Annotated in this window: 17 protein-coding genes and 1 pseudogene; 5 read left to right on the plus strand and 13 right to left on the minus strand. The window is 71.7% G+C overall.

Features of this window, described 5'->3' with window-relative positions:
• Positions 1-176: pseudogene (locus ABKA17_RS39490) on the plus strand (ABC transporter); the annotation flags it as partial.
• Positions 173-964: an ABC transporter permease gene (locus ABKA17_RS39495; RefSeq protein ID WP_353697222.1), complete on the plus strand. Its 792-nt coding sequence runs from the start codon at positions 173-175 to the stop codon at positions 962-964. The pseudogene ABKA17_RS39490 and the gene ABKA17_RS39495, both read left to right, overlap by 4 nt.
• Positions 965-1,023: 59 nt before the next feature.
• On the opposite strand, the gene ABKA17_RS39500 is transcribed toward ABKA17_RS39495, so the two are convergent.
• From ABKA17_RS39500 to ABKA17_RS39550, 11 genes are all read right to left on the minus strand, one after another.
• On the minus strand, positions 1,024-2,208 hold the full coding sequence (locus ABKA17_RS39500; protein ID WP_353697223.1) for a cytochrome P450: 1,185 nt from the start codon (positions 2,206-2,208) through the stop codon (positions 1,024-1,026).
• A 21-nt stretch (positions 2,209-2,229) separates the two neighbouring features.
• Positions 2,230-3,606 carry an alkaline phosphatase family protein gene (locus tag ABKA17_RS39505; protein ID WP_353697224.1) on the minus strand — a complete coding sequence of 459 codons (1,377 nt, stop codon included), beginning with the start codon at positions 3,604-3,606 and terminating at the stop codon, positions 2,230-2,232.
• The gene (eboE, locus tag ABKA17_RS39510) at positions 3,603-4,787 is read right to left on the minus strand and encodes a metabolite traffic protein EboE (protein WP_353697225.1); all 1,185 of its coding nucleotides are present in this window, start codon (positions 4,785-4,787) and stop codon (positions 3,603-3,605) included. Before eboE ends, ABKA17_RS39505 begins: the two co-directional genes overlap by 4 nt.
• A gap of 7 nt (positions 4,788-4,794) precedes the next feature.
• Positions 4,795-5,649 carry a TatD family hydrolase gene (locus ABKA17_RS39515; RefSeq protein WP_353697470.1) on the minus strand — a complete coding sequence of 285 codons (855 nt, stop codon included), beginning with the start codon at positions 5,647-5,649 and terminating at the stop codon, positions 4,795-4,797.
• Positions 5,649-6,365: an EboA domain-containing protein gene (locus ABKA17_RS39520; RefSeq protein WP_353697226.1), complete on the minus strand. Its 717-nt coding sequence runs from the start codon at positions 6,363-6,365 to the stop codon at positions 5,649-5,651. Before ABKA17_RS39520 ends, ABKA17_RS39515 begins: the two co-directional genes overlap by 1 nt.
• Positions 6,366-6,421: 56 nt before the next feature.
• A complete protein-coding gene (locus ABKA17_RS39525; protein WP_353697227.1) occupies positions 6,422-7,285 on the minus strand; it encodes a sugar phosphate isomerase/epimerase family protein in 864 nt (287 codons plus the stop codon).
• A complete protein-coding gene (locus ABKA17_RS39530; RefSeq protein WP_353697228.1) occupies positions 7,282-8,181 on the minus strand; it encodes an SCO3242 family prenyltransferase in 900 nt (299 codons plus the stop codon). The genes ABKA17_RS39525 and ABKA17_RS39530 overlap by 4 nt, the downstream gene beginning before the upstream one ends.
• A 105-nt stretch (positions 8,182-8,286) precedes the next feature.
• Positions 8,287-9,198, minus strand: coding sequence for a YceI family protein (locus ABKA17_RS39535; RefSeq protein ID WP_353697229.1), 912 nt, complete (start codon positions 9,196-9,198; stop codon positions 8,287-8,289).
• 28 nt (positions 9,199-9,226) lie between these two features.
• Positions 9,227-10,258 (minus strand): maleylacetate reductase, encoded by a 1,032-nt coding sequence (locus ABKA17_RS39540; RefSeq protein ID WP_353697471.1) that lies wholly within the window; start codon positions 10,256-10,258, stop codon positions 9,227-9,229.
• 26 nt (positions 10,259-10,284) lie between these two features.
• On the minus strand, positions 10,285-11,136 hold the full coding sequence (locus ABKA17_RS39545; RefSeq protein WP_353697230.1) for an intradiol ring-cleavage dioxygenase: 852 nt from the start codon (positions 11,134-11,136) through the stop codon (positions 10,285-10,287).
• Entirely contained in the window at positions 11,136-12,893 is a 1,758-nt protein-coding gene (locus ABKA17_RS39550; protein ID WP_353697231.1) for an FAD-dependent oxidoreductase, read from the minus strand. The genes ABKA17_RS39545 and ABKA17_RS39550 overlap by 1 nt, the downstream gene beginning before the upstream one ends.
• Before the next feature lie 150 nt (positions 12,894-13,043).
• Between ABKA17_RS39550 and ABKA17_RS39555 the strand changes: the two genes are divergently transcribed.
• A complete protein-coding gene (locus ABKA17_RS39555) occupies positions 13,044-14,756 on the plus strand; it encodes a sigma-54-dependent Fis family transcriptional regulator (protein ID WP_353697232.1) in 1,713 nt (570 codons plus the stop codon).
• On the opposite strand, the gene ABKA17_RS39560 is transcribed toward ABKA17_RS39555, so the two are convergent.
• Together ABKA17_RS39560 and ABKA17_RS39565 are read right to left on the minus strand one after the other, a co-directional pair.
• Positions 14,744-15,445 carry a sortase domain-containing protein gene (locus ABKA17_RS39560; protein ID WP_353697233.1) on the minus strand — a complete coding sequence of 234 codons (702 nt, stop codon included), beginning with the start codon at positions 15,443-15,445 and terminating at the stop codon, positions 14,744-14,746. The genes ABKA17_RS39555 and ABKA17_RS39560 overlap by 13 nt on opposite strands.
• Before the next feature lie 39 nt (positions 15,446-15,484).
• Positions 15,485-17,665 (minus strand): pectate lyase-like domain-containing protein, encoded by a 2,181-nt coding sequence (locus tag ABKA17_RS39565; protein WP_502994520.1) that lies wholly within the window; start codon positions 17,663-17,665, stop codon positions 15,485-15,487.
• Between the two features lie 208 nt (positions 17,666-17,873).
• Between ABKA17_RS39565 and ABKA17_RS39570 the strand changes: the two genes are divergently transcribed.
• The gene (locus ABKA17_RS39570) at positions 17,874-18,584 is read left to right on the plus strand and encodes a ThuA domain-containing protein (RefSeq protein WP_353697234.1); all 711 of its coding nucleotides are present in this window, start codon (positions 17,874-17,876) and stop codon (positions 18,582-18,584) included.
• Positions 18,554-19,654 (plus strand): Gfo/Idh/MocA family protein, encoded by a 1,101-nt coding sequence (locus tag ABKA17_RS39575; protein WP_353697235.1) that lies wholly within the window; start codon positions 18,554-18,556, stop codon positions 19,652-19,654. Before ABKA17_RS39570 ends, ABKA17_RS39575 begins: the two co-directional genes overlap by 31 nt.
• Positions 19,655-19,656: the final 2 nt, after the last annotated feature.

A 19,656-nucleotide genomic window follows, 5' to 3' on the forward strand; every position in this document is an offset into this window, starting at 1 on the left:
CCAGCGACGGCAGCCAGCGCGAACTACGCGCCCTCCTCGACCGGTTGGAGGCCGCCGGCGTCGAGGCGGACGAACTCACCGTCCACACCCCCGACCTCGACGACGTCTTCTTCGCCCTCACCGCCGACACCGACCCGACCCACCCGGCAGACCAGTCCAAGGAGTCCGTCCGATGAGCTCTCTCGCCCTCGCCGCACGCGACTCGTCCACGATGCTGCGCCGCAACCTGCTGCACGCCCGCCGCTACCCGTCCATGACGCTCAACCTGCTGCTCACACCGGTCATGCTGCTGTTGCTGTTCGTCTACATCTTCGGCGACGCGATGAGCGCCGGCATCGGAGGCGGCGGCGCGGACCGATCCGAGTACATCGCCTATCTCGTGCCCGGCATCCTGCTGATGACGATCGGCTCCACCACCATCGGCACCGCCGTCTCCGTCTCCACCGACATAAACGAGGGCATCATCACCCGCTTCCGCACCATGGCCATCCACCGCGGATCGGTCCTCGTCGGACACGTCATCGGCAGCGTCCTCCAGTGCGTGGCCAGCGTGGTCCTCGTCGGCGCCGTCGGGGCGGCCATCGGCTTCCGATCCACCGACGCCACCGTCCTGGAGTGGCTCGCCGCCTTCGGCCTGCTCACCGGATTCGCCCTGGCGCTCACCTGGATCGCGGTCGGCATGGGCCTGTCCAGCCCCAACGCCGAGGCGGCCAGCAACAACGCCCTGCCGCTCATCTTCCTGCCGCTCATCTCCAGCACCTTCGTCCCGGTCGACGCGATGCCGGGCTGGTTCCAGCCGATCGCCGAGTACCAGCCCTTCACCCCCGCCATCGAGACCCTGCGCGGACTCCTCCTCGGCACCGAGATCGGCCACAACGGCTGGCTCGCCCTCGCCTGGTGCCTCGGACTGGCCGCACTCGGCTGGTTCTGGTCCAAGTCGCTGTTCGACCGCGACCCCAAGTAGGCGGCGAACCACCGCACTTCAGGGCACCGGCCGTACGAGCGGCCGGTGCCCTCGGTGCGTCACCAGGCCACGGGCAGCTCCCGCACCCCGTGGATGGCACGCCCCTCGAAGGCGTACTCCTCGGCGACGCTGGTCAGGCGCAGGCCCGGCAGACGCCGGAACAGCATCGGCAGGGCGATCTGTAGTTCGGCGCGGGCCAGGGACTGGCCGAGGCAGTGGTGGAGACCGTGACCGAAGGCCAGATGCCGGCCGGCGTCGCGCGTGAGGTCGAGCCGGTCCGGGTCGGCGAAGACCGCGGGGTCCCGGTTGGCCGCCTGAAGCGCGACCACCACGCCCTCGCCGGCCCGGATCGTGACGCCGCCGACCTCGACGTCCTCGGTGGCGATACGGCGCAGCCCGATGTGGACGACGGTCAGATAGCGCAGGAGTTCCTCCACCGCGCCTGGGACGAGGTCCTCGTCGGTGCGCAGTGCCGCCGCCTGCTCGGGGTGGCGCAGCAGGGCGACGACGCCGAGGGAGAGCATGCTCGCGGTGGTCTCGTGTCCGGCGATGAGGAGTTGGACGAGCAGCCCGGCCGCCTCGGCGGAAGTCGCCTCTCCGGTGGCGACCCGCTCGGTGGCGAGCTTGCTCATCAGGTCGTCGCCGGGTTCGCGCGACTTGGCGGCGAGCAGTTCCTGGAGGTAGCCGAAGAGCCCCGCCCAGCCGGCCCGCATGGCCTGCGGTCCGGCCGTCACGGTGGCGAAGGCGGCGGCGTGGTGGTGGATGAAGTCGCGGTCCTCGTACGGCACTCCGAGCAGTTCGCAGATGACCAGCAGCGGCAGTGGCAGGGTGAAGTGCTCGACGAGGTCGGCCGGTTGCTCCTGTTTGGCGAGGCCGTCGAGAAGTTCGGCGGTGATGTTCCGGATGGCGGGCCGCAGTTGCTCGACCCGGCGGAAGGTGAACTCGGGGATGAGCATGCGACGCAGCCGGGTGTGGTCCGGCGGGTCCATGGCGAAGAGCTGGCCGGGGGTGGGCGGCGGAGGCGTCGGCTGGAGGCCGGGGAACCCGGGTCGGGTGTTCCGCGAGCTGAACCGTGGGTCGCCGAGGACGGCGCGGGCGTCCTCGTGCCGGGTGACGAGCCAGGGGTGAGTGTCGCCCCAGAGGCTGACTCTGGCGAGGGGGCGCTCCTCGGTCCAACGGCCGTATTCGGCGGCCGGATCGAGGAGCGGGCGGTGACCGGGCAGGGGTGGGGGCGGGTTGTTCATGTGGGGGGGTGGCTCCAGTGGTCAGTCGGTGGTGATGTCGGCGAGCGACAGCAGGAGGTTCTTGACCTCGGTCGCGTCGATCTCGTCGCGGGCCGGCTCGGGGCGCGAGCACAGCAGTACGGGGCTGTCCTGCGGGTCCTGCGGCAGTCGGCCGTGGCTGCCACGGACGCCGGAGGGGTCCAGGGGGACGGTCTGGATGCGGTAGCGCAGTCCGGCCTTCTTCCGGGCGACCTGGCCGATGGCCCGGGCCTTCACGGCGGGGACGGTGGGGTCGTAGAGGAGTTCGGCTGGGTCGTAGCCGGGCTTGCGGTGGATCTCGACCTGGCGGGCGAAGTCGGGGGCGCGGTCGTCGTCCAGCCAGTAGTAGTACGTGAACCAGGCGTCGGAGTCGGCCACGGCGACCAGTTCGCCCGAGCGTTCGTGGTCCAGTCCGTGCGCCGCCTTGCCCGCCTCGTCCAGCACCTGGTCCACGCCCGGGAGTTCGCGGACGATCTTCGCGACGGCGTCGGTGTCGGCGGGGTCGCGGACGTAGACGTGGGCGATCTGGTGGTCGGCGACGGCGAAGGCGCGGGAGGTCCAGGGGTCGAGGTACTCCATGCCGTCCTGCGTGTGCACTTCGAGCAGTCCGGCCCGGCGCAGGGCGCGGTTGATGTCGACGGGGCGGGAGGCGGGCGCGATGCCGTACTCGCTGAGGATCACGACCGTCGCGTTCTCGCGCCGGAAGTGCTCAAGGAGGGGCGCCAGTGCGGCGTCGAGGCGGCGGGCCTCGCGGGCGGACTGCGGGGAGTCGGGGCCGGAGCGCTGGGGCTCGTAGTCGAGGTGCGGTACGTAGACCAGGGTCAGGTCGGGCTGGTGCTCGTCGAAGATCTGGCGGGCGGCGGCGAGGATCCACTGGCTGGAGGGCATGCCCGCGTTGGGGCCCCAGTAGGTGAACAGGGGGAACGGGCCGAGCCGGTCGGTGAGTTCGTCGTGCAGGGCGGGCGGCCGGGCGTAGAAGTCGGGTTCCTTGCGGCCGTCGGAGTAGTAGATCGGGCGCGGGGTGACGGTGAAGTCGACGTCGGCGCCCATGGCGTACCACCAGCAGACGTTGGCGACCTTGTAGTCCGGGCGGGTCTGACGGGCGGTGTGCCAGAGCTTCTCGCCGCCCACGAGGGCGTTGTGCTGGCGCCACAGGAGGACCTCGCCCAGGTCGCGGAAGTACCAGCCGTTGCCGACGATGCCGTGCTCGGAGGGCGGTGCGCCGGTGAGGAGGGTGGACTGCACGGAGCAGGTGACGGCGGGCAGCACGGTGTTGAGGCGGGCCTGGAAGCCCTGTTCGGCGACGGCCGAGACGGCGGGCATGTGGCGGAGCATCCGGGGGGTGAGGCCGACGATGTCGAGGACGACCAGTCGCGTCATGAGACGAACTCCTTGTGTGAGAGGGAGGTCAGGCCCAGCTCCTGGAACCGCTCGCGGGTCCAGGCCAGTTCGGCGGCCAGGCCCGCGACGAGGCCCTCGCGGTCCTGGGGACGGAGGTGTTCGGGCAGGACGGACCAGGTGTAGGTCTCGACCTCGATGTGGTCGCTGAGGGCCCGCGGGCCGCCGAGCAACGCGCTTAGCGCCGAGGTAAGTTCGCTCGCCGTGGTGGTCAGCGGCGGCTCGGGGTCCGCGTGCAGGGGTGCGTGGAAGTGCACCCGCCAGGGCGAGTCGGGGGCCAGGCCGCCCGCCAGCGCCTCGGGAAGGTCGTCCACGCCGGTGACGGTGCCGTCGGGGGCGGTGCGTGTCTGGTGCAGGAACCGGGGTTCGGCGAACCGGGCGAGGGCGCGCCGCGCCGCCGGGTCCGCGGGGTCGTCGGCCTGGAGGGCGCTGGACGCCTGCACCTTGACGACCGGGAGCCCGGCGTCGGCGAGGCGGCGCAGTGCCGCGAGGGGTTCCTCGAACTGCACGGCGAGATGGCAGGTGTCCAGGCAGATCCCGAGCCGCTCGGGGTCCACTCCCCCGAGCTCCCGGGCCGCCTGGACGGTGTTCTCCACCACGCAGCCGGGCTCGGGCTCGAAACCGACCCGGATCGTGCGGCCGGTCTCCCGCTCCAGGTCGGCGAGTTCCACGGTGAGTCGGTCCAGCGCCCGCCGGGCGGACTCCCGTACCTCCGTCGGCCACGGGGTGCGCCAGGCCAGCGGCAGGGTCGAGACGCTGCCGCGCCGGGCGTCGTCCGGGAGCAGCCCTGCGAGCACCCGGGCGCAGTCGACGGTGTACCGCAGGCGGGCGGGGTCGGCCCAGTCGGGCAGGTAGACGTCCTTCTTGACCACCTCGCGGTGGAATCCGCCGTAGGGAAAGGCGTTGAGGGTGACCGTCTCCAGCCCGCGCGCGGCCAGTTCGGTGCGCAGCCGGCGTACGGCGTCCGGGGCGGCGGTCAGTTCGGTGACGACGTCGCGGGCCAGCCACAGACCGATGCCGAGCAGGTCGGCGTCGAGGCTCTCGCGTACGGGCTCGGCGTAGGCGGCGAGTTGGTCCACCACCCCGTCGAGGTCTTCGGCCTGGTGGACGTTGGAGCAGTAGGCGAGGTGGACGGTGGTGCCGTCGGGGTGTCGGAAGCGCACGGCGGTCTCACTCTCCGCCGCGTTTGACGGAGTTGCCCTCGAAGAGGTCCGTGTCGCCGGGCTTGACGTCCTCGAGGTCGAGCCGGCCGCTCTGCCCGTAGAAGGCGACGGGGTTGCGCCACATGACCTGGTCGACGGTGTCCGCGTCGAAGCCGGCGGCGAGCATCGCGTCGGCAGTCTTTCGGGTCTTGAGGGGGTCGCTGCGGCCCCAGTCGGCGGCCGAGTTGACGAGCATCCGCTCGGTGCCGTGCTCCTGGAGGATGCGCACCATGCGGTCCTCGGTGAGCTTGGTGTCCGGGTAGATGGAGAAGCCCATCCAGCAGCCGCTGTCGGCGACCATGCCCACGGTGAGTTCGTTGAGGTGGTCGACGAGGACGTGCTCGGGCGGGATGCCGGACTCGCGGACCACGTCGAGGGTGCGGCGGGTGCCGACGGCCTTGTCACGGTGCGGGGTGTGGACCAGTACGGGCAGCTCGTGCTCGACGGCGAGTTGGAGCTGGCGGGCGAGTGCCGTGTCCTCCTCGGGGGTCATGGAGTCGTAGCCGATCTCGCCGACGGCGACCACGCGGTCCTTGGCGAGGTAGCGCGGCAGGACGTCCAACACCCCTGCACAGCGGCGGTCGTTGGCCTCCTTGGGGTTGAGGGCGATGGTGCAGCGGTGCTGGATGCCGAACTGTGCGGCACGGTACGGCTCCCAGCCGAGGAGCGCGTCGAAGTAGTCGATGAAGCTGTCCACCGAGGTGCGCGGCTGGCCGAGCCAGAAGGAGGGTTCCACGACCGCGCGGACACCGGCGGCGTACATCGCCTCGTAGTCGTCGGTGGTGCGGGAGGTCATGTGGATGTGGGGGTCGAAGATGCGCATCATGCGGCTCCGTTGAAGGCGGCGAGCGCCCGTTCGGCGGCGGCTCGGCGGTCGGGTGCGGATGAGTCGGCCTCGGCGGGCAGCCCGGAGGCCTCCAGGGTGCCGGGGTGGGCGCGCAGGATCGGCCACACGTCGGCGGGGACGGTGCGGCCGGCGGCGACCCGCTCGTGGGCGAAGTCGGCGAGCATGCGGGCCAGTTCGTGGTCGGCGCGCTCGGCCAGGCCGGCCATCCGGTCGAGGGGGATCTCGCAGAAGACGCACTTCAGTACGGCGTGCCGGTAGCCGTCGGGGTCCAGGTGGCGTGCGGCGTACGGGCCGAGGGCGGCTTCGATCAGGCCGGTGTCGTTGCCGCGCAGCGCGGTGTGCACCAGGGGCAGGCCCAGGTCGGCGAAGGAGGGGTCCGCCTGCTCCAGCAGGTCCAGCGAGCGCAGTACCGCCCGCTGTTCGGCGGCGTCTCCGTACCGGTGCAGGTCGGCGATCTCCGCGGCGAGCTCCGGTCCGCGCAGCGGCAGGGCTTCGAGCAGCCGGGCGCGGGCGGCGTCGGGCACCGTCCAGCCGTCGAGGAGCGGTTGGCGGCCGCAGCGCCGCGCGACGGCCGGGAAGACACCGCGTACGGCGGTGGGGTCCTGTCCGACGCGGGCGACGGCGTCCGTCAGCCAGTGCCGTGCGTCGGGGGTGAGTTGTCGGTCGAGGGCAGTGGATGTGCGGGCGTCCACGGCACAGGTCTCCTGTTCGGATGTGCAGTTGGGCAGACGGAGGGAGGGCGGCGGCCTCAGAACGGCTCGGCGGCCTTCAGGAACTCCAGGGAGCGGCGGGCGATGTCGGGGGCGTTCAGCGACGCGCCCTGGATCTCCACGGAGACCGGCCCGAGGTAGCCGGCGGCCTTCAGCGCGGCCAGGACGGGCGGGAAGTCGATCTCGCCGGCGCCGAATTCGAGGTGCTCGTGGACACCCCGGCGCATGTCCTCGATCTGCACGTTCACCAGGTGCGGCGCGGCCAGTGCGACGCAGTCGAGCAGGGACGGCTCCTCGACGCAGTGGGCGTGCCCGATGTCGAGGGTGATGCCGAACCCCTCCGGATCGCCGAGCCGGCTCCGCAGTTCGAGGACCCGCTCGACGGTGTCGACGAACATGTAGGGCTCGGGCTCGAACCCCAGGGCCACCCCGTGCTCTCGGGCGATCTCGAGGACTTCTTCGCAGCCCACGGCCAGGCGTTTCCAGGCCTCTTGTTCGGGGACGCCCTCGGGCGCGGGGCCGCTGCACAGATGGACGGCCGGGGCGCCCAGGTCGGCCGCGACGCGAATCGCGCGGCCGAGCAGGTCCACGCGGCGGTCGACGCCGGGGACGGACATCAGGGTCGGGTGATGCTTGTGCCACGGGTCCAGGAGGTACGGCGACCCGGTCTCCACCATGACGGCCAGGCCGAGTCGGTCCAGCCGCCCCGCCAGCCGGTCGACCCGGCGGGGCAGGTCGGGGGCGTACGGGTCGAGGTGACTGTGGTCGAGGGTCAGCCCGACCGAGTCGTAGCCCAGGTCGGCGAGGACGGTCAGGACGTCGTCGAGACCGTGGTGGGCGAAGCCGTTGGTGCCGAAACCGAACCGGAGGCGCTCCGCGGGAGCCGCGGGTATCGGGGTCATGTCGGTGACACCTTCCGGGCGAGTCTGCGGGCCAGGGGGTGTGCCGCGGCCAGGATTCCGGCGAGGCCCGCTCCCCCGCCGCCCGCGGTGAGCGCCGCCTGGAGGGGCATCAGGGACATGATCCCGGTGCCGACGGCGTCGCGGACGTTCGCCGCGGACGGCTCGCGGGCCGCGCGTGCCTGGGCGCCGCCGTAGGAGACGAGGTAGCCGAGCGCTCCGGCGGCCGCGCCGATCCGGGCGGCCCTGCCTCGTTTGCGTACACCGGGGAGTGCCGCCGCGGCCAGGGCGGTCGCGGTGCTTCCGGCGAGGGTGACGGCGGGCACCTGGCGGGGGGCGCCGGAGACCTCGTGGCGGCTGAGGGCCGTGACGGTGTAGATGTGCGCGCCGGTCAGCAGGGCGGCGGGCAGTGCCGCCGTGCGGCGTCCGGGCTCGGCTCCGGCCAGGACGTTCAGCGCCCGGGCGCCCGCCATGGCGGCGGGTCCGGCGGGCGTGGACTTCAGGCCGAGGTCGTACGCCCAGACCGCCGCGGTCAGGGGCAGCGCGACGCCGAGTGCGCGTCGGCCGCCGGTCAGGGCGGCGAGGCCGAGTCCGGCGGCGGTGAGCCCGCAGGCGGTGGCGAGCGCGGTGCGGCGGGTCACCCGTCCGGAGGGCACGGGGCGTTGGGGCCGCTCCACCGCGTCGACGGTGGCGTCGGCGTAGTCGTTGAGCGCCATGCCCGCCCAGTAGAGGGCGACCGAGGACGCCATCGTGCCGAGGACGCGGGGCCCGGGCCTCCCGCCGCTCGCGACGGCACCGGCAAGGATGTCGCCGGGCACGCTCAACGCGGCGGGCAGGCGCACGAGTTGTGCGATGTCGGCCAGACGCGGAGAGGAATGATGATCGTTTTGGCCATCCATGATCGGACCATACGCCCAAAGTTTTACTGACCAGACACTTTCTAACCCTCATCGCCGTCAAAACCTGTGCATACGGCGTGCCGGTTCCCAACTCCGTTGCGTGCACTACTCAGGCGGGGTGGGTGTGTCGTGCGTCCGGTACATCGCCTGGACGTCCAGCTCCAGTTGGACGGTCGGGCCGACCACAGCGATACCTCGGGCCAGCATCGACCGCCAGTTGAGCGTGTAGTCCTCCCGGTGCAGCTCCGCCTTGGCGAGGGCCGCGCACCGCAGTTCCTCGCCGTAACCGCCGTTGACCATGCCGAGGTAGCTCGTGTCCAGCGACACCGAACGGCTCACGCCGTGCATGGTCAGGGTGCCGAGGAGCGACCACTTGCTGCCGCCCCGGTAGGCGAAGCGGGTGCTGCGGAAGTCGATGTACGGGAAGTGCTCGACGTCGAGGAAGTCCGCGGACCGCAGATGCGCGTCCCGGGTGTTGTTGCCGGTGGTGATGCTCGACGCGTCGATGCGCACATGGACCCGGGAGTCGGAGATGTCCTGGGTGACCTGGATGCCGCCCTCGAAGCGTTCGAATCGGCCGTGCACATGGGCCATGCCGACGTGCTTGGCGATGAAGCGGATCGCGGTGTGCGGCGGGTCGAAGAGCCAGGTGCCGGGGACCGGGAGTTCGGCCTGGCGGGCCGGCTGGAGCCACACCCGCTGGGACGACAGTCCCGCGTCGGCGACGCTCTCGATGGTCTCGCGGTGCGGTTCCAGGCCCTCCGCCATGATCATGAGGCTGTAGGAGCCGGGCGGCAGTGCGGCCATGAACAGCCCGTACGGGTCCGTGGTGCCGCGAGCCGCGACCTGGTGGGTGCGCAGTTCCGTCACCGTCACGTCGGCGCCGCCGAGCGGCTGGTTCACCGGGTCGAGGACCTCGCGGCAGACGACACCCGCGCCGGCCGGGACCGGGAGTGCGGGTCCCGCGGCGCCTCCGGAGGCATTCCTGAATCGCCGCCGGAGCAGTGCGAAGGGCATGAAGTTCACCTTTCGGTTCGGTCTTGGTTCATCGGGGGTCCGTGCGCGGCCGGTCGCCGTCGTACGCCGCTCTCAGCACGTCCGTCACGCCTGCCACGGTGATCTGCCGCGGGTTGGGGTAGGCCTGCCGGGTCGCCGCCCGCGCGGCCTCCGCCACATCGGCCTCGGCCAGGCCGAGGCGGGCCAGCGACCGTGGCGCCGCGAGGTCCCACAGGGCGCCCGGGACGTCGTCCGTGCCCAGGGCCCGGCCGAGCGCCGCCATGGCCTCGGGCGCGGCGGGCGCGTTGTGGGCGAGGGCGTACGGCAGGACGGCCGTGTGGGTCTCGGCGTGCGGCAGGCCGAAGGTGCCGCCGAGGACATGGCACAGCTTGTGGTGCAGGCCCATGGTGGTCGCGCCGAGCGCGGCACCGCAGAGCCAGGCCCCGTGCAGGGCCAGGGCGCGGGCGTCCAGGTCCCGGGGCGCGGCGGTCAGCGCGGGCAGGGCGCCGGCCATGGCCCGTACGCCCTCCTCGGCCATCAGCGACACCAGCGGCGAGGCGTCCGGCGCGTACAGGGCCTCGGCCGCGTGCGCGATCGCGTTGACGCCGCTGGTCACGGAGAGCGGTACGGGCAGGGAGAGGGTGAGTTCGGGGTCGTAGACGACGGTGCGCGGCAGGACGCGTGGGTCGCGGCCGGTGCGTTTGGCGCCGTGTTCGGTCAGGCCCCAGACGGGGGTCATCTCGGAGCCGGAGTACGTGGAGGGCACGGCGAGCAGCGGCAGCCCGGTGCGCAGGGCGATCACCTTGCCCAGACCGATCGCGGAACCGCCGCCCACCACCACGCAGCCGTCGGCTCCGGCGGCCCGCGCGACCTCGACGGCCCGGTCTGCGACCTCGGCGGGCACATGCATCCGGGCTTCGGCGTGCAGCCCCGCGCAGGCTTCGCCGAGCGCGTCCGCAACCATCCGGGCCGCCTCCGCGCCTCGCCGCCCGCTGACCACCAACACCCGCCGCAGCCCCAGCCGTTCGACCTCCGCCGGCACCGCGGTCACGGCGGCGCCGGGCCGTAGGACGACCCGCATGGGCTGAGCCTCGTACACGAACTCCTTCACGCGTCCACCGAGTTGAGCACGAGGTCGAAGCGGGCGTGCCTGAACGGGTTCGGGACACCGAACTCCCGTGCCAGGGAAGGGTCGTCGGTCTCCGTGAAGTCCTGGACGAGGCTCCGCTTGACCGCGAACACCGCGTCCGAGTCGAGGTAGTCGCTGCCCGCCACGAAGATGTGCGTGGTGACCGGCGTGTGTCCCTCGGCGGTGGCGATGAAGTGGATGTGGGCGGGCCGGTAGGGATGGCGTCCGGTCGCCGTCAGCAGCCGCCCGACCGGGCCGTCGGTGGGGATCGGGTACGGGCTCGGCACACAGGTGCGGAACCAGAACCGGCCCTCGTCGTCCGCCGTGAACAGCCCGCGGCCGTTGCCGGCCGGCTGGACCTCCGGCTGCTGGACGTCGTAGTAGCCCTGGTCGTTCGCCTGCCACACGTCGAGCAGTGCGCCGGGCAGCGGGGTGCCGTCCGCCGACAGGACCCGCCCGCTCACCACGCACGGCTCGCCGCCGCCGACCAGGTCGATGTCGGCGCCGAGCGCGCGGACCGGCGACTCGGTCATGTGGAAGGGGCCCAGGACGGTGCTCTCGGTGCCGCCCTCGTCGCTGTTGAGCGTCTCCACCAGCATCGAGACGCCGAGCACGTCGGACAGCAGGATGAACTCCTGGCGGGTGTCCGTGCAGGTCTGCCCGGTCGCCGTCAGGAAGTCGACGGCCCGCTCCCACTCCGCCATGGTCGGCTCTGTCTCGCGGACGAAGGCGTGCAGGTGCCGGGTGAGTGCGGCCAGGAGGGTGCGCAGCCGGGGGTCTGCGGCGCCGTCGAAGCTGTCGACGACGGACTCGGTGAACTCGGCGCCCATCAGACGTGCCCGAGGACGCGCCGGACGGCTTCGGTCAGCAGGCGTACGGCGTCCTCGGCGGAGGCGGCCGCGGTCGGGTACCGGAAGGCCACATAACCGTCGGGCCGGACGAGCAGCGCTCCCCCGTCCGCGACCTCGCTCAGCCGCGCCCAGTCGCCGTACGGGTCCTCGTACTCCTGGCCGGGCCCGATGACGACGGTGGCGATCTCCAGGTCCTGACCCCCGGCCGCGCTCACCCAGTCGGCGCCGCCGATGCCGGTGACCAGGGTGAAGCGGCCCCGGCCGACGGTGTCGAGGGTGGAGAGCGTGCGGGTGCCAAAGGTGATCCAGGCGTGCGGGAGTTTGGCGCCGGGGCGGGAGCTGGGCTGGTGGTGCAGTTCGGGGTCGCGGTCGAAGCCGGGGTCCTCGGTGCCGTCGGGGACGATCGCGGCGGAGGTGTAGCGCTGGTTGAGGTCGACGCCGTGCGCGTTGAACTCGTACGTCTTGAACGCGATGGCCTCGCGCAGCCGTGCCCGCTGCTTCTCGGCGGCCTCGGTGTCCTCCTTGCGGGCGGCGATGTTGGCCCACAGCTGCTCGGGGGTCTGCGGGGCGAGCCCGTCGAGCGCCTCGAAGACGGGGGCGGTCTCGCCGATGGACTTGTTGGCGCGGGTGACGATCTGCCGGCCGATCGGGGCGCGCTCGGCGGTGTAGGTGTCGAGCAGCTTCGGGGAGGCGGTTCCGTCGAGGACGAGCTTGAGCTTCCAGGCCAGGTTGTAGGAGTCCTGGATGGAGGTGTTGGAGCCGAGGCCGTTGGACGGCGGGTGGCGGTGCGTGGCGTCGCCCGCGCAGAAGACCCGGCCGCTGGAGTAGGTCTCGGCGTACATCTCGTTGACGGTCCAGGCGGAGGACGACTTGATGGTCACCGGGATGTCGTCGTCGCCGACGAGCTTGCGTACGACGGACTCGGCGTACTCGGTGGTCAGGTCGGGGGCGCCCGCGGTCACGTCGTAGCCCCACACGATCATCCACTCGTTCCAGGGCCGCACACAGCGCACGAGCCCTGCGCCGATGCCGCCGACGGTGGCACCCGGGGCGAGCACCCAGTAGAGGGTGGACGGGCGGTGCGCGGTGTACTTCGACAGGTCGGCGTCGAAGACGATGTTGATGCTGCCGGCCACGCCCATCTGGCCGCCCATGGGCAGCCCGGCGTCCTGCGCCACCTGCGAGCGGCCGCCGTCGGCGCCGATCAGGTACTTGGCGCGGATGGTGTACTCGTCGCCGCGCAGCCGGTCCTCGACGGTGACCGTGACCCCGGAGTCGTCCTGGACGAAGGACTTGTAGACGGTGCCGAAGCGCAGCTGCGTGCCGCGCGCGACGGCCGCGTCGACGAGCACCGGCTCCATCAGATGCTGCGGCATGTCGCACATCCGGGTGGGGCTGGCCAGCTCGTGCGCGGCCTGGACGAGCGGGTCGTTGCCCCAGGATCGGACCCGGCCGAGCTCCTCGCCGGCCAGGCTCGTGCAGAAGGTCGTGTTGCCCATCAGGTGCTGCGGGGTGGCCTTCGCGACGACCTCGTCCTCGACCCCGAGGTCGCGCAGCACCTCCATGGTGCGCTGGTTGGTGATGTGCGCCCGGGGCGTGTCCGCGAGGCGCGCGTAACGCGTGACGACGATGTTGGGCACGCCGTAGGTGCTCAGGGCGAGCGCGGCGGCGGCGCCCGCGGGACCACTGCCGACGATGAGTACGTCGGTCACGACATCGGGCTCGACGGTGTGCACGGGGGACGCTCCAGGGAATGAGAACAGGCACCGACTGTCCAAGATCATGTACGGGGGTGCGGGAACGCGGGTGTCTCAATACGAGACAGCGTGTCGGGGAGCGCCGGGATTGTTGCGCGTTCAACCGTTCCCGGTAGGGTGAGCCGTGCCGTGACCACCGCAGAGCACCCCACCGCCCGCCCCGCCCTCGCCTCGCTGCGCAGGGCCCGCGAGCTGTTCCTGCGCGGGCACCAACTGCCGGACGGGGTACCGGAAGAGGTGCTCGCCGCGTGGAAGCGTGCCCGGTTCTTCGGGGTCCGACATGACGTACGGGAATCGGGCCCCGCCGTCTCACCGCCCGAGTCGCCTCTGCTGACGGCGGCCCGGCCCGTGCTGGAGCGCATCGCCCCCACGCTCGACACCGGCCGGACCACGCTCGTCCTCACCGACGACCGCCCGCGGGTGCTCTGGGCCACCGGGGCCGCCCCGGACCACCCCCACCACGACCTCTCCGAACAGGCGGTCGGCCACAACAGCGCGGCCCTCGCCCTGCACACCCGGCGCCGGGCCGAGGTGCACGGCCCCGAGCACTTCCTCGACCTGTGGCAGGACGTCTCCGGGGTCAGCGTGCCGGTACGGGAGCCGGAGACGGGCCGGCTGCTGGGCACGGTGACCGTGTCCTGCGCGCTGTGCGTCGAGTGCGGTCCGCATCCGGGCGCCCCGGTCGCCGAGGCCGCGGCGATCGCCGTCGAGGCGGAACTCCTGTCGCGGTCACGGGCGGCGGAACGCGTGCTGCTGGACGCGTATCTGCGGGCCGCCGGAGAGCAGGGGCGTGCGGTGCTCGCCCTCGACGGTCGCAACCGGTTCGTCAGCGAGGCGGCGGGCCGGCTGCTGTCGCCGGAGGAACTGGAGGTGCTGGAGCGCAGGGTGGTCGCACTGGTCCGGGAGGGGACTCGGACGCGTACACGGCTGTCCGACATACGACTGTCCGACGGTTCGGGAAGGACCGTCACCGTCACTCTCGTCCCCCACCAGGGCTCGGTCATCGGAGCCGTGGCGGTGCTGGAGCCGGTCGGGCACACGATCACGTCGGCGCCCTCCCGAACCACCGTCGGGCTCGCCGGACGGTCGCTGCCCTGGCGGCACGCGGTGGGCCGCGCGGTGGAGTTGGCCGCGTCACCGGAGCCGCTGCTGATCGTCGGCGAGCGCGGCTCCGGGAAGACCTCGCTCGCCCGGGAACTGGCCACCGACCCGCTGATCGCGGATGCGGCCGAGGGCGAACTCGGTGCCGAGCTGGAAGAGTTGGTGAAGGGCCGCCCTCTCCTCATCCGCCACGTGGAGCGTCTCGCCCAGCCCGACACGGCGACCCTCAACTCGCTCCTCGACACGCATCCCGGCATGCCTCTACTGATGACCTACACCCCCGGAGCGGCACCGGGCCCGTGCCTGCAACGGCTGCTGGACACGCTGGCGGCACGCTCGGTCACCGTCCCCGCCCTGCGTGAACGCCCTGACGACATCCGGGAGTTGCTCACGTCCCTGACCCCGGGACCGACACCCGGACAGCCCCCGCTCACCTGGACCCTGGACGCCCTGCGCGCACTGGAGCGGCACCCGTGGCCCGGGAACGTCACCGAACTCGCCCATCTGGTACGGGCCCTGGCCGAGCTTCGGCGCTCGACGGGACCGGTCCGGAGTACCGAACTCCCCGACCCCGTACGCGAGGGACCCGCGCCCCGTCCGCTCACCCCCATGGAACGTGCCGAGCGCGCCGCCATCCTGGAGGCCCTCCGCCTCAACGGCGGCAACAAGACCCGGACCGCGGCGGCCCTGGGTATCGGCCGGGCGACCCTGTACCGGAAACTGCGCGGTTACCGGGGCTGACGCGCGGCCGACAGTACGCCGATCTTGTCGACGCGGTGTTCGGGGTTGCCGTGGTCGTCGCGCCAGTAGTTGCCGGCCGCGTGGTCCTCGAGGGTCAGACAGGTCGAAATCGTGATCATGGCTTGGGCGGGGCGCCTGCCGGGGAACCCCGGGACCGCCGCCCGCTGTTCGGCGAGGGAGCGCGCGGAGCGGAAGGAGGTCGTCCTGGTGTCGGTGATCTCGTACGTGTAGACCGTTCCGCCCGAGCTCACCAGGACCGAGTCGCCTTCGTCGAGATCCGGGAGCCGGCGCAGGGGGCCACCGCTGGACAGGCGGTGGGCCGTGACGAGGTAGTTGCCGATCTCGCCGGGGCCGACGCCGCCGCCCCGCTCACCGTAGGGGCTGGCGGCGAGGCCGCGGTTCTGGATCCTCGTACCGGCCCTGTCGTTCGTCGTGCCCTCGTACGGGACGACCCGCAGGTTCTCGACGCCGATCGCCTCGATGGTGAGCGAGGCCGTCCGGGGCGTCGGGGATGTCGGAGGAGTCGGGGGTGCCGAGGTCGGTGTGGACTGAGCCGGGCTGGTCGCAGGTGGTGCCGTTCCCCGGTCCGTCATGGACTCACCGCCCGCTCCCCCGCCGCCGGAGCAGCCGAGGAGCAGGGCGATGCCGGTACCGGTGATCAGGGCGCTACGAGCTCGGGACCCAGGCATCTCGCAGGGTGAACGAAGGGCCCGGACCCGGCGTTCCCCTCACGGGTAGCTCACCAGGTTCGCCACATTGGTCGAGGAGTTGGAGGGGCCTCCCCGGTCGTTGATGACGTGCCGGATGGTGCCGGTGCCGCCGAGGGAGACGGTCACCATGTTCTGGAAGCGCACGTTCGGGGTGTTCGGGACTTCGAAGGCGTGCTCCGCGGTGACGCTCGGGTTGACGTTGAAGTAGCAGTAGCTGCCGAGGCCGTAGGCCTGGTGGCTGGTGACCGAGTTCGCGACCTTGTAGGCGGCGTAGCCCTGGGTGGAGCCGTTCATCCAGGCGGCCTGGTTGGGCGGGTCGTAGGGCATCTCGTTCTGGTAGAAGTACGTCCGGCCGCCGTTGCCGTTCCAGATGGTCTGGTGCTTCTGGTAGTGCTCGACGAACAGGCCGTACATCGTCACGTCGTCGCCGTTGACCACGAGTCCGGTGTCCGCCGTGTTGGAGTTCCAGCCGATGCCGCTGCCGTGGTCACCGCGCCAGATCCACATGTGGTCGCCGATGACGTCGTCGCTGTTGACGACGAGGCTGGTGGTGGCCTTGCCCACGGCCGCTCCGCCGACGCGGAAGTACACGTCGTGCAGCGAGGTCGGGTTCGCCGAGTGGTCGGTGGCGGCGCCGGACGGGCCGAGTTCCACGAGGGTCTGCGAGTTGGTGGTGCCGGCGTCGAAGAGGACTCCCGCGAGCTTCACTCCGTCGACGTCGGCGACCGTCATGGCGGTGATGCCGTTGTCGGGGATGAACGTGGCGAGGCCGAGCCCGAGGACGACCGTGTCGGGGCGGGTCACGCGCAGGGTCTGGTTGAGGTGGTAGACACCCGGGGTGACCAGCAGGTTCTTGCCCTCGGCCAGTGCCGCGTTCATCTGTGCCGCAGTCGCGCCCGGCTTGACGACGTAGAACTGGTCGATGCCGAGCGAGGTGCCGGCCGCGTTGCCGTTCGCCCAGGTGGTGGCGGAGGAGTTGGTGCGCATCGACGGCACGAACACCCGGTAGGCGCCCGCCGAATCGACGTACAGGAAGGGCTTCTCCCTGACCGTCGGGGTCTGGTTCACCGTGGTGTAGGGCGGGTTGGGGAAGGTGTTGCCGGGGACGCCCTGGCTGCCGACGAAGACCATGTTCCAGTTGGAGCCGGTCCAGCTGCCGAGCTGGGAGTTGCGGGTCAGCCACTGCTGCTGGCTGCCGGAACGGACCTGGCCGTCGATCTTGCTGTCGGCCATGAAGCCACCGCTCGACCAACCGCCGTCGCTGAGCTCCAGGTTGCCGCGGACATGCATACGCCGGTAACCGGAGGCCTGCGAGACGGCCCAACGGTCCGTGCCGCCCGTGGGGTTGACCGACAGGTTCTCGGCGCCGCGCCAGAAGTTCTGGGTGGCGTTCTGCGGCGGGAACCAGTCGGCCTCCACGTGCACGGCGCCGTTGATCGTGACCGAGTCGGGTGACTGACCGAGGCCCAACACCTGGGTGTAGAAGCCGACGTTGACGTCGTTGCTGTAGGTCCCGGGCTTGAACATGACCGCGTAGCGCTGGGAGCCGAACTGGTTCGTCTCCTGCTGCTGGAAGATCTGGTTCAGCCGGCTCTGGATGGTCGCGGACGGCATCGACGGGTCGAAGACCACGACGTTGGGGCCGAGGTCGACGTCCCCGGGCGCGGTGCTCACCGGCGCCACCTGGAAACGCTGGGCGGCCGTGCCGTTGCACGTGTACTGCACCAGCTGGACGCTGTCGGCCGTCGAGGCGGACGGCACGTCCAGGCACTTGCCGCCGTTGCGGTTGACGAAGTGGTACGCGCCGCCGCCCTCGTCGACGGCCTGCCACTGCTGGTTGTTCCCACCGCCGTACGTCCACAGGTGCACGGCCGCGTTGTCCGCCGTGGAGACGTCGCTGACGTCCACGACCTGCTGGGCGTCGTTGCGGTTGCCGATCCGGACGTAGCCGTCGCTGGTCGGCGTGAAACTCCACTGCTGGGCGGTGGTGGCGTTGCAGGCGTACTGCTGCACGGCGGTGCCGTTCACGGTGGCGGCCGAGCGGGCGTCCAGGCATTTGCCGCTGCCGCTGTTCACGACCGTGGCCCAGCCGGTGGGCGGGGCGGCGGCCGCCTCGCCGGGCTGAAGGACGGTGCACATCGAGGCGATGACGGCCGCGGTCGCGAGGGCCGCTGCGGGTCTGGGGAGTCGTCGGAGCATGGCTTCTCCGCTTCGGGTGGGGGGCGGCGACTTAGTTCACTGCGTGATTTAAGAAGTGAGGTATGGACATGTCAAGGGTTTGGTACAGACCAGACTCGCGAGGAGCCCCCTTCGTCGAAAGTTTCGCGAAACCCGGCAACTCTTTCGTGGACGCGGGCACCTGGCGCATAGTGAATGCGCTGTTCAACGGGTCGGCCGAAGGAACGAGATGACGCAGAAGAAGGCCCTGGTGGTCCGCGGCGGATGGGAGGGGCACCGGCCGGTCGAGGCCACGGAGCTGTTCGTGCCCTTCCTCCGCGACAACGGATACGCCGTCCGGATCGAGGAGTCGACCGATGTCTACGCCGACACCGCCGAGTTGGCCGACACCGACCTCGTCGTGCAGTGCGTGACGATGTCGGAGATCACCGGCGAGCAGCTGGCGGGGCTGAGCGCGGCGGTGGTGGCCGGCACCGGCCTCACCGGCTGGCACGGCGGGATCGCGGACTCCTTCCGCGCCTCCTCCGACTACCTCCACCTGGTGGGCGGCCAGTTCGCGACCCACCCGGGCAAGGAGCCGTGCGAGCGCCAGGGCGGCGAGGCGGACAACTTCCTGCCGCACACCGTCGACATCACCGACCTCGGCCGCACCCACCCGATCACCGAGGGCATCGAGAACTTCGAGCTCACCACCGAGCAGTACTGGGTGCTCCACGACGACCTGATCGACGTGCTCGCCACCACCACCCATCCGACCCGGCCCTGGCAGCCCTGGCACCGGCCGGTCACCACGCCGGCGATCTGGACCCGGCAGTGGGGCGCAGGGCGCGTCGTGGTGACGACACCGGGGCACAGCCTCGACGTCCTGGCCGACCCGAACGTCCGCACCGTCATCGAGAGGGGCATGCTGTGGGCGACGCGCACCGCATCGGCATCGTAGGTCTCGGCGTCATCTCCCGCGCCTACCTGGACACGCTCGCCGGCCACCCGGCCGTACGGGTCACCGCGGTCGCCGATCTCGACGCCGCCAGGTCGGCCGCGGTCGCCGCCGAGTTCCCCGGCGTCCGGGCGCTGACCGTCGAGGAGTTGCTGAGCAGCCCGGAGGTGGACACGGTCCTGAACCTGACCGTCCCCGCGGCGCACGCCGAGATCGCCCTCGGCGCGATCCGGCACGGCAAGCACGTCTACGGGGAGAAGCCACTGACCGCCGAACTCCCCGACGCCCACGCCGTGCTGGAGGCGGCCGCTAAGGCGGGCGTCGGCGTGGGATGCGCGCCGGACACCGTCCTCGGCACCGGCGTCCAGACCGCTCGGGCGGCCGTGGAGTCGGGCAGCATCGGGCGCCCTCTGTCCGCCTCGGCCGTGATGGTCACCCCGGGGCACGAACGCTGGCATCCCCACCCCGACTTCTACTACACCGTAGGCGGCGGACCCCTGCTGGACATGGGGCCGTACTACCTCGCCTCCCTGGTCCATCTCCTGGGCCCGGTACGGGCGGTGACCGGCGCCTCGAGCAGGCTGCGCACCGAGCGGGTCATCGGATCAGGGCCGCGCACGGGCGAGCGGATCCCCGTCGAGGTCGACAGCCATGTCTCCGGTGTGCTGGAGCACGCGAACGGGGCCCTGACGACGATCACGACCAGCTTCGACGGCGTGACCACGACCGCCGCGCCGATCGAGGTCCACGGCGAGACGGGCACCCTCGCGTTGCCCGATCCGAACCACTTCGACGGCGAGGTGCGCCTCTTCGAACTCGGCGCCGCCCAATGGCGCACGCTGCCCCCGTCGGCGGGCTACGTCGACGGCTCGCGCGGCATCGGCCTGCTCGACTTCGTCACCGCCGACGCAGGGCGGGCACCACGCGCCGGCGGCGAACTCGCCCTGCACGTACTGGAGACGATGACCGCACTCCTGCGTTCCTCGGCCGAGGGTCGCCGCATCGAGCTCACGACCTCGGCGCGGCCGCCCGCCCCCGTTCCGCTGACGCCTGCCGGGGAATGGCGGAGCTGACC

The organism is Streptomyces sp. RG80 (genome assembly GCF_040446465.1).
GTDB lineage: Bacteria > Actinomycetota > Actinomycetes > Streptomycetales > Streptomycetaceae > Streptomyces.

Bases quoted from the DNA above. Each gene is read 5' to 3' on its own strand.
- ABKA17_RS39495 (WP_353697222.1), top strand. From the start codon at position 173: ATGAGCTCTCTCGCCCTCGCCGCACGCGACTCGTCCACGATGCTGCGC.
- ABKA17_RS39500 (WP_353697223.1), bottom strand. From the start codon at position 2,208: ATGAACAACCCGCCCCCACCCCTGCCCGGTCACCGCCCGCTCCTCGAT.
- ABKA17_RS39505 (WP_353697224.1), bottom strand. From the start codon at position 3,606: ATGACGCGACTGGTCGTCCTCGACATCGTCGGCCTCACCCCCCGGATG.
- ABKA17_RS39515 (WP_353697470.1), bottom strand. From the start codon at position 5,649: ATGCGCATCTTCGACCCCCACATCCACATGACCTCCCGCACCACCGAC.
- ABKA17_RS39525 (WP_353697227.1), bottom strand. From the start codon at position 7,285: ATGACCCCGATACCCGCGGCTCCCGCGGAGCGCCTCCGGTTCGGTTTC.
- ABKA17_RS39530 (WP_353697228.1), bottom strand. From the start codon at position 8,181: ATGGATGGCCAAAACGATCATCATTCCTCTCCGCGTCTGGCCGACATC.
- ABKA17_RS39535 (WP_353697229.1), bottom strand. From the start codon at position 9,198: ATGCCCTTCGCACTGCTCCGGCGGCGATTCAGGAATGCCTCCGGAGGC.
- ABKA17_RS39540 (WP_353697471.1), bottom strand. From the start codon at position 10,258: ATGCGGGTCGTCCTACGGCCCGGCGCCGCCGTGACCGCGGTGCCGGCG.
- ABKA17_RS39545 (WP_353697230.1), bottom strand. From the start codon at position 11,136: ATGGGCGCCGAGTTCACCGAGTCCGTCGTCGACAGCTTCGACGGCGCC.
- ABKA17_RS39560 (WP_353697233.1), bottom strand. From the start codon at position 15,445: ATGCCTGGGTCCCGAGCTCGTAGCGCCCTGATCACCGGTACCGGCATC.
- ABKA17_RS39565 (WP_502994520.1), bottom strand. From the start codon at position 17,665: ATGCTCCGACGACTCCCCAGACCCGCAGCGGCCCTCGCGACCGCGGCC.
- ABKA17_RS39570 (WP_353697234.1), top strand. From the start codon at position 17,874: ATGACGCAGAAGAAGGCCCTGGTGGTCCGCGGCGGATGGGAGGGGCAC.